Annotated in this window: 1 protein-coding gene; it reads left to right on the forward strand. The window is 76.1% G+C overall.

Features of this window, described 5'->3' with window-relative positions; genetic code table 11:
- Window positions 1-63 precede the first annotated feature (63 nt).
- The coding region (locus RMT89_RS44445; protein ID WP_315889438.1) for a hypothetical protein at window positions 64-251 on the forward strand (188 nt) is incomplete at its 3' end.

Here is a 251-nt window from a genome sequence, read left to right on the forward strand (position 1 = left end):
GCGCCATCGGCGGGCATCCTGAACTTGCCCGAGCCGGAGGCCGCCGTCCGCGTCGCGCCCATATTGGGGGTATTAGGCGCGGGCTGCGGCGCCGAGGCGGGCTGCGTCGTCTCGCGCGGAAGCGGCTGGCTGGCCGACGGCGGCAGCGGCGTGGGGCTTCCGGTTCCCGGCGCCGTGGTGGCCATGGCCGAGGGCGCCCCCGCTGTCGCGGGAATGGTCAGCCGCTGGCCCAGCCGCACGTTCATGCTGGC

Origin of the sequence: Streptomyces sp. P17, from assembly GCF_032436805.1 — a bacterium.
Lineage (GTDB): Bacteria > Actinomycetota > Actinomycetes > Streptomycetales > Streptomycetaceae > Streptomyces.